The sequence below is a fragment of the Blautia sp. AF32-4BH genome (assembly GCF_003460565.1).
Taxonomy (GTDB): Bacteria; Bacillota; Clostridia; order Lachnospirales; family Lachnospiraceae; genus Fusicatenibacter; species Fusicatenibacter saccharivorans.
Genome location: NZ_QTVL01000030.1, coordinates 748 through 9,840 on the forward strand (window position 1 = coordinate 748; position 9,093 = coordinate 9,840).

The 9,093-nt window shown below is 43.1% G+C and carries 5 protein-coding genes and 4 pseudogenes; 8 read left to right on the forward strand and 1 reads right to left on the reverse strand.

Annotated elements, in window-relative coordinates; all coding sequences use genetic code 11:
* From DWZ44_RS17575 to DWZ44_RS19405, 3 pseudogenes are all read left to right on the forward strand, one after another.
* A pseudogene (locus DWZ44_RS17575) lies at window positions 1-607 on the forward strand (IS200/IS605 family accessory protein TnpB-related protein); the annotation flags it as partial.
* Between the two features lie 169 nt (window positions 608-776).
* A pseudogene (locus DWZ44_RS19600) lies at window positions 777-854 on the forward strand (hypothetical protein); the annotation flags it as partial.
* Window positions 855-879: 25 nt separating this feature from the next.
* Window positions 880-1,194 (forward strand): annotated as a pseudogene (locus DWZ44_RS19405) (glycoside hydrolase family 43 protein); the annotation flags it as partial.
* On the opposite strand, the gene DWZ44_RS17585 reads toward DWZ44_RS19405, so the two are convergent.
* Window positions 1,191-2,072: a helix-turn-helix transcriptional regulator gene (locus tag DWZ44_RS17585; protein WP_022461078.1), complete on the reverse strand. Its 882-nt coding sequence runs from the start codon at window positions 2,070-2,072 to the stop codon at window positions 1,191-1,193. The pseudogene DWZ44_RS19405 and the gene DWZ44_RS17585 overlap by 4 nt on opposite strands.
* Before the next feature lie 376 nt (window positions 2,073-2,448).
* On the opposite strand from DWZ44_RS17585, the gene DWZ44_RS17590 reads away from it, so the two are divergent.
* The 5 genes and pseudogenes from DWZ44_RS17590 (at window position 2,449) to DWZ44_RS17615 (ending at window position 8,965) form a co-directional block, all read left to right on the forward strand.
* Window positions 2,449-4,047 (forward strand): glycoside hydrolase family 43 protein, encoded by a 1,599-nt coding sequence (locus tag DWZ44_RS17590; protein WP_117805412.1) that lies wholly within the window; start codon window positions 2,449-2,451, stop codon window positions 4,045-4,047.
* Window positions 4,048-4,366: 319 nt separating this feature from the next.
* On the forward strand, window positions 4,367-5,434 hold the full coding sequence (locus tag DWZ44_RS17595; protein ID WP_055227852.1) for a helix-turn-helix domain-containing protein: 1,068 nt from the start codon (window positions 4,367-4,369) through the stop codon (window positions 5,432-5,434).
* 229 nt (window positions 5,435-5,663) lie between these two features.
* Window positions 5,664-5,852: pseudogene (locus tag DWZ44_RS17600) on the forward strand (AAA family ATPase); the annotation flags it as partial.
* Between the two features lie 176 nt (window positions 5,853-6,028).
* On the forward strand, window positions 6,029-7,186 hold the full coding sequence (locus DWZ44_RS17605; protein WP_055227870.1) for an FprA family A-type flavoprotein: 1,158 nt from the start codon (window positions 6,029-6,031) through the stop codon (window positions 7,184-7,186).
* A gap of 882 nt (window positions 7,187-8,068) precedes the next feature.
* The gene (locus tag DWZ44_RS17615) at window positions 8,069-8,965 is read left to right on the forward strand and encodes a helix-turn-helix domain-containing protein (RefSeq protein WP_055221860.1); all 897 of its coding nucleotides are present in this window, start codon (window positions 8,069-8,071) and stop codon (window positions 8,963-8,965) included.
* Window positions 8,966-9,093 lie beyond the last annotated feature (128 nt).

The window sequence follows — 9,093 nt, forward strand, 5'->3', positions numbered from 1 at the left end:
TTCCAGTGACAAAGACCGGATGTACCGTGTGCTGGGACGGATCCGAAGATTTCAGCGGGAACATGGATCGCGTCAGGCGCAGGGAAGATGGGCATATGCAAAACGTCTGAATATAGAGCTTGGCAGAAAAATTGCAAAGGAAATCGTTTTTTATGCATCAGAAAATAAGGCAGATGTGATTGTTTTCGAATATCTGGAAATGAAAGGAAAACTTTCCGGGAAGAAAAAGCAGAAACTGCAGATGTGGAGAAAACGTGATATCCAGAAACGGTGCGGACAGCAGGCACACAGAAAGGGAATCCGAATTTCCCGAATCTGTGCATGGAACACGAGCAGGCTTGCCTTTGATGGATCAGGAGAGATTGCCCGTGATATACGGGATCATCGTCTGTGTACGTTTCAGACCGGAAAAAGATACAACTGTGATTTGTCGGCATCGTATAATATCGGAGCAAGATATTTTATCCGTGAAAATTTAAAATCCTTGCCGGAAACGGAAAGGTCTTTGCTGGAGGCAAAAGTTCCTGCAGTAAAGCGTAGAACCTCATGTGTTTATGCAGATCTGAGAGAACTGATTTCAGAAATGGAACTGCGTAAAGCAGCATAAACACAGGCAGATATGTAGTGGATTACCTGTTATGTGGAAACCTGCCGTATCCGGCATGGAAGAAGCGCGTATCCGTGCAAAATCTAAGTAACAGGCGTATCCGCCGATATTTGGTCTGCCGCTTAAAGCGGCCGGAAGCACGTGACTTTAGTCATGTGAGGTTCACGCGGAAACAGGAGTTTTCTTTGTGCCGGAAAACGAGAAGGAAACAGCAGGTCTGGTTCTTTACCAGAATCATGAGAATCATTTGAGGATGGAAATCGCAAAAAAAGCAGGAACAGAAAGTTTTTCGTGTTGTAACGTGTATCAAAGGAACAGAAACGAAAGCAGCAGAAGTTTTACTGCGGGGAGAGACGGAACAACTGCTGAAAATACGCCTGCAATGCCATGATCAGACGGCAAAAGTATGGATTGCGTCAGAAAATGGCTGGGAATGTGCAGCAGAGGAAATCAGTCTTCTTCCGTACACAACAGAAGAGGCAGGTGGTTTTGTCGGATGTACCATCGGCATGTATGATTCTTCTAATGGAATGGAAAGTAAAAACCATGCAGACTTTGCATGGTTTACCTGCAGCAGCAGGAATTAGGGATTTTTCTGCAGTTTTTCCGGATGAATATACATATCGCGGAATTCCGTAGGCGTACATTGTTTGACAGAACGGAAGACGCGAAGAAAGGTGGAAAGACTGGAGAAACCAGACTGAAGTGCTGCCTCCGTGACAGGAATATCGGGATCGGATAAGAGCAGCATGGCATGATCAATTCTTTTGCGATTAAGGTATTTGTAATAGGTGGTATTTGTAAACTGCTTAAACAGTCTGGTAAAGTGGTATTTGCTGAAGCCTGCTGTTTTTGCAACGTGATCAAGGGAAAGATCTTCCGTGCAGTGTTCATCAATATAATTGCAGATGGAAAGAAAACGATCCAGATATTCTTTCTGTTTTTGCGGTCCGGCATCAAAACGGCAGGATGCAAAGGCCTGGTATCTGCCGATCAGAGAAAGAATATCAAGCATGCGCGCATAGATAACGGCCTCCGAAAGAAAGGAATCCTTTTCGTATTCCGAAAGAATCTGGCAGATGAGATGATAAATATCGGAATAAATATCAGGAGCAGTCTGTGGTGTAAGGGTGAGAATGGGGGAAATCAGCGAGAGAATGGAATTGAGATCACGGATTTTTGAGACAACAGACCATTCAATCTGCAGAATGATTCGTTTTCCGCTTTCCGGTGCTGCAAGAGAGTGGAGGACTCCTGGACAGATGAAAATAATATCACCTTCCTGAAGAAGAATGTGCTTATCCCCAAGAAAGACTGTGTAAGTTCCTTCCAGAGGCATAATGATTTCCATGGGAGTATGCCAGTGAATGGGATAATCTTCACAGTCTGTATTTACAAAAAGCCGCAGACTGCTGTTTTCTTTATACGTTACGGTTTCATGAATCCCGTCTAAATGTTCAATCATAATATTGCCTCCGCCGGACTGCTGTAAATTTGATATTATCATAATACAGTAAAACGGATATCACAAGAGGAAAAGAAATTTTAAAAAGAAGAGAATCGAAAACAGAATTCCAATCTATAGCACTCCAAAAAAATACTGCATACTCTTGACAACAGGTCTATGATAGAGTTAAGAGGTGATTATTATGTTACATGATGAAACACGAAAACTACTTATTGAAGCTTGGAATTACCATCAGCTATTTCAAAAGGATTTTTAACAATTCGTCCAACGGACTGCATAGGGTGGTTTCATTCGTGTAATTATGTGCAATAATTTATTAGATTGCTATAGTATGACCCTGAAATATCATACGAGGAGAGACTATATGAAGATAATAGGAAAAAATCCAATTACAGGGCTGGACTATCCGGATCCGGATGTCATCCGGGTAGACGATACGTATTACATGGTAAGCACCACAATGCACTTTGTGCCGGGGTGTGAAATCCTGCGGTCTTATGATCTCGTTCACTGGGAACATCTGAGCTATGTGTATGAAAGACTGGACAGCACAGAGGAACAGAGACTTGTCGGGGAGAAAAACTGCTATGGAAAAGGCATGTGGGCTGCATCGCTCCGATACCATAAAGGGATGTATTATATTTGCTTTGTGGCGAATGATACCGGAAAAACATACCTTTATACTGCTGATAATATCGAAGGACCATGGGAAAAACGCATCATAGAAGGCTTTTATCATGACTGCTCACTTTTGTTTGAGGATGATCATGTTTATATTGTTTCCGGCAATAGAAATATTCGTCTGCAGGAATTGAAAAAAGATCTGAGCGGTCCAAAGGAAGGCGGACTGGATCGGATTCTGGTCAGTGACAGTCGGAATCCGGGGCTTGGTTTTGAAGGAAGTCATTTTTATAAAATCGATGGAATGTATTATTTATTCCTGATTCATTCCCTTCCGGACAGGTGGATGCGGACGCAGGCGTGCTATGTATCAGACAGCCTGACGGGAGAATTTAAAGGCGGAGATGTATTGTGTGACACTATGGGATATTGTGGGCAGGGCGTTGCACAGGGAGGAATTGTGGATACGCCGGACCATAAATGGTATGCCGTGCTTTTTCAGGATAGAGGTGCCGTCGGCAGAATCCCGGTTCTTGTGCCAGTAAAATGGGAGAAAAATGTCAGAGTTACCTGTATGCCGGCGCCGGGCGAACAAAAAGAGCAGATCATAAAAGAAAATTATCCGGTATTGGGTGATTCGGGAAGGGCACTCTGTGAAGTGGAAACACAAAGCACAAGACCGGATGCACAATATCATCCGCTTGTGGAGAGTGATGATTTTTCGGAATGGAATCCGGAACAGAAACGGCTGTTTGGAACGTTTGGATGGAAGAGCTGCTGGCAGTTCAACCACGAACCGGAACTTTCCTGGATTGAGAATGATGCAGAAAAAGGATGCCTTAGAATGGTCTGCAGAAAGCAGTGCAAAAATGTCACGCAGGCAGTCAATACGATCACCCAGAGAATGAAGTTTCCGGTGTGCATAACAGAAGTAACCGTTGATGCGGAAGGAATAAAGGACGGAGATTATGCAGGAATGTGTGCATTACAGGGATGTTACGGCATGGCGGCCGTTACAAAGCGTGATGGACAGATGCTTCTGGTTATGAGATCTCTCGAAGAGGAACATGACAGCATAGAAGGAAACCAGGGCAACAGTGAAGAAATCGAATGGGAAGCAGTGGCGGTTGAATCATCGAAAATAAGAATCCGGATGGAAGCGGATTTCCAGAACCAGCACGATAAAGTCCGGTTTTTATACTGGAGCGATGAAAAATGGAAACAGATCGGACCATGGCATCAGCTCTATTTCAAAATGGATCATTTCACAGGATGCAGAGTGGGACTGTTTGCCTATGCAACGAAAGAAACAGGGGGAATCGCAGAATTCGGCAGATTCCGATATTTTTAACAAAAAGTTCCCGCCCCGGCATTTATAAGTGAAATTCCGTTGAATTTCTGGAAACTGCTGGTGATCTTTCTGGAGAGAACCATCATTGCCATTCCGCTGATCGTATTGTTTGCAAATATGATCGGGCTGTAAATACAGGAAAATACAAGATCCCTGATTTGGCACTTTTGTGCTGAATCGGGGATTTTTTGGCGTAAAAACGCAGGTAAAGGATTCGTAGATTGACAAAACAGCCTATTTTCGCCTATTCTGAGACTGTAAAAACGCTCCGCTGGGCAACATGAGGCGGTGCGGGAACAGCAGGAGGAAGGGACACGACGTGGAAGCGAAAGAGTTCGGGCGGTTTATTGCCGGAATGCGAAAAGAGAAAAAGATGACGCAGGCAGAGCTTGCGGAAAAGATTCATGTGACGGATAAAGCCGTCAGCCGGTGGGAGCGGGGACTTGGCTTTCCCGATATCCAGACGATTGAGCCGCTGGCTCAGGCACTTGGGATTTCTGTGCTGGAACTGATGCGCTCCGAACGGCAGGAGAAGGCGAAGGAAGAGGCGGCGCCGGAAATTCAGTATACTCAGAAGGAGGTGGCCGAAATGCTGCAGAACGCAGGTGATATTTCAAGGCAGCAGAAAAAACAGGACCGGAACGCAAACGTGATCGCGGGATTTCTGGTGATCGGTGTGGCAGCGGCAGCGTGGGCGGCAAAGATCGTAAACGTGGGCGGCGGCCTGATTCTAGGTGGTCTGGTGGCAGCAGCGTTTGTATCGCTGTGGTATTTCTTCCAGAACCTCGATGATGAAGAAAGCCGGAAAGTCTATGGGGCAGCATCCATTCTGTCTATCGGCATTCTGGCATCCCTGGTAAATTTCGTCTGGGGCGATCAGCTGGCAGAATTCATTCCCGGCGGTCTGGAACGAAAAGAGCAGATCTTCTGGACCCTGTGGTATCTGTTTGTTCTGGTAATGATGATGATCGGAACCATTCGATGTATCCGCCGACAGAGACAGAAAAAAGAAAAGAAATACAAAACCGTTCTTTTCACGGCAATTATGGCGACGATCATGTTTGTAACACTGTGGCAGTATCAGAACACCATGCAGAACCGGTACAAAAACACAGGAATCTGGAGCGGCGCACAGCAGTACGCCGAGGTGCTGCTGAAAAGAAACAAAAACCTCGAAAACGACTGGCTGATCGGCGATGAGTCCTGGCGCGAAGGAAACAAAAATACTTTCGAAATTCGCCTTACCTATTACGCTGATGCCGATGACGCAAAAGAGGGACGTGAAAGCGAATATCAGTACAAGATTCATTTTGATGATGTTGACGGCTACGTCATCAAATCAGAAGGCGTACCAGAGAAAGAGATTGTTTTCCCGGAAAATAAATAAGAAGTGAGAAACGGGATTCCATTCTTGCGCCTCCCACAGAAAAAGACTATACTCATAGTATCAGCATGTACGCTCGGAATCTTTCTGCACTTGCTTTTGCGACTGACGGAAAAGCATCTCACAAAATCAAGCACAGAAAGATTCTGAAAGCACATGTAGCATAAGAAGGAGGCCGTAAAACATGGGACAGTTTTTAAACAGCAGGGAACCATACGATAAATACAGAACTGTTATACTTGAACTGAAGGTAGATCATACACCGGAAGAAGCGATTGCGCAGATTAAAGAGAAAGAATATGCTTTGCGGTTCAAGGGAAAGATGGCGGAAACGGAACGATATACCGGGCGTATACTGGCGGTTGGAATCAGTTATGATAAAGAAACAAAAGAACATGCCTGTAAAATAGAAGTATTGTGATGATTTGCAAGCTGTGGAAAAAGGATATCGTGTGTGTAAACGGAGGAGAGTAAGTAAAAATAGTAATCTTTACTATTTTTACTTGCTTTTTTCTCCATCATAGGATAATATAAAAATATACGGTTCGGAGCAGGTTCCGGGCAGGAAAAAACAAGATGGAAAGGATATGGATTTTTATGAAGATTACAGAGGATATTATCTACGCGGGAGTCAACGATCATCAGGTAGACCTTTTTGAAGGTCAGTACAGAGTGCCGAACGGCATGGCATACAATTCTTACGTAATTCTCGATGAAAAAACGGCAGTTATGGATACCGTAGATGCAAACTTTGCGGATGAATGGCTGGCAAATGTTGCGAAAGCACTGGCTGGCAGAAAACCGGATTACCTGATCGTACAGCATATGGAGCCGGATCACTCTGCGAATATTGAAAACTTCGTAAAAGCATATCCGGAAGCAACCGTTGTTGCAAACACAAAAACCTTTGCCATGATGAAAAACTTTTTCCCAAAGATGGATCTCGCCGGAAGGAAACTGGAAGTAAAGGACGGTGAGTCCCTTACGCTCGGAAAACACGTTCTGACCTTCGTGTTCGCTCCGATGGTACACTGGCCGGAGGTTATGGTTACATACGACAGCACGGACAAGGTTCTGTTCGCAGCAGACGGTTTTGGAAAATTCGGTGCACTCGACCGCGAGGAACCATGGGATGACGAAGCACGCCGTTATTTTATCGGTATTGTCGGAAAATACGGTTTGCAGGTACAGAAGCTCCTGAAAGTAGCAGGTACGCTGGATATCCGGAAAATCTGTTCCCTGCACGGTCCGGTTTTGACGGAAAATCTTGGCCACTACATTGAAAAATACGATATCTGGTCTTCTTATCGTCCGGAAGAAGAAGGCGTTGTGGTTGCCTATACTTCTGTTTACGGCAATACAAAAAAAGCTGCCGAATTGCTTGCAGATAAGCTGAAAGAAAAAGGCTGTCCGAATGTTGTTATTTACGATCTGGCAAGAGACGATATGTCCGCCGCCGTAGCGGATGCTTTCCGTTACAGTAAGCTGGTTCTTGCAACGCTGACCTACAATGCAGGTATTTACCCGTTCATGCAGGATTTCATCAACCGTCTGACAGAGCGCAGCTTCCAGAACCGCACCATTGGTCTGATCGAAAACGGAAGCTGGGCACCGACCGCAGCGAAAGTGATGAAAGGCATGTTTGAGAAGAGCAAAAATATCACCTGGACAGAGAATAATGTAAAAGTAATGTCCGCTGTGAAGGAAGAGAACGTAAAAGAGATCGAGGCACTGGCCGAAGAACTCTGCAAATAAGAAATTAAGAAGAGAAGAAAGAATATGGGAAAAATGCTCCGCTGGACTTTGCGAAAGGCAAAGACAGCGGAGTCTTTCGTTCTCCTCTTTTGGAAAGAAGATTCTGTGGAGTTCCGGAGGGAGCAGGATCGCCCTGCGGTGGGTCAAAAAAAGCCGGGGTTGAATTTTGCGAAAGCCTGCGGCCGCCTCTTTGTAAGTGAGACTGCATCAGGTTTCTGATCTTTCAATTTTGATGTCATAATATTCTGAAAATAATAAAATATAAAATAAATTAAAAGAAAGTATTGACAAAACAGAGAAGATGAGTTAATATAAGATCAACAAAAGAAAAGAGAACAAAAATAAAAACAAGAAAGAAACATCAAAACGAAAAAGAAACATCAAGACGAAATCTAAGAAAGTAAGAGGTACAGTCCAATGGCATAGTTAATCTGAACATCAAAAAAATCTCTGAAGAGTTTACATATAGAACCTAAAGGAGATGATTCCAATGAAAGGCAGAGGCCCATAGGGAAAAAATAAAAACAAAAAAATCCAGGAGGTACGGTCCAAAAGGAACATAACGAAATACCCCGAAATCAATGAAAGCAGCAGGTGTATAAAATGAAATTACTGGAAATTCATTAAAAGCCCGGTCGAGAGAAAAAAGAATCGATCGGGCTTAAACTATGTCTGCTGAAAAATCTGTTTGACTGCCCTGCGGTCTGCGCGAGCCGTGAAAGCAGAAAAGACGCTGTAGCCCCGAAAGAAACGAGAGCATACAGCGTCCTTTTTATTTTATGAAATTGGATGAGATTCTGCCTATATAATACGATTCTACCATTAAGGGGTGTACTTTTTGGGACAAAATAGATACTATAATTTTGAAAGGGGGAAGTATTTATGGACCTTGTGAAAATCGGAAGCTATATTGCAGAAAAAAGAAAAAAACTTGGTATGACTCAAAAACAGCTTGCTGAGAAACTGGGTAAGAGTGATAAGTCAGTTTCCAAATGGGAACGTGGGATTTGTTTACCAGATGTGTCTGTGTATTTAGAATTATGTGAAATATTAGGCATCAGTCTAAATGAATTTTTGGCAGGTGAAGATATTGAGGTAACTAATGTAGAAAAAAAATCGGAAGATACACTGATACAGATATCAAAAGATAGTAGTCATAAACAGCGTTATTTAAAGAAGATTATTGCTATACTTCTTATTGCTGTGGGAGTATTTGCTATTACTCTTGGAATCATGGTATGTAATAAATTGCGGCAACCACAAAATTATATAGAAGCAGTAGACCCGGATAGTGTAGAAATGAAAACGGCTGAATTGTTGTCCGGAATTGATGGAACCATGATGTTTCGATACAATTCAAAAGATACATTTCAAGCATTATACGTTTACTTGTCAGAATATCATTCTGGAAAACGAGTTTCTCATAAACGAGTTTTGGAACTTTCCTATGAGGACGTGAAATCTGCAAAAAATGGATTGATTGTCATCACTCCGGATTTTGATAATTTTACTGCAAAGCTTATTGCAGCAGATGAATATTCAAAATATATGACAGAAACGCCAATCTTGGAAGGTGTTGCAAACAGAGAATATTATGGAAGATCTGCGACCTCTATAGAGAACAAAAGCACGATAGAGTACGGAACAGAGCAAGGATTGGCAGCACTGATCTATGGCGAACAAGGAGTGAGTTCGTTGCCGATACAGGACATTACAGGAGAATACATAGATACAGATAATGAGTATATGTATTATTATTCGGCTGAGTTTGTAAAATAAGAATAGCAAAAGTGAGAAGAGGATATCACAAATCATTGTTTTGATAATTCGGTGGTATCCTCTTTGTGGATTTCAGAATTGAGACTGTGAGAAAAAGTCTGTAAATAAGATTCTTCTATGATATGCAA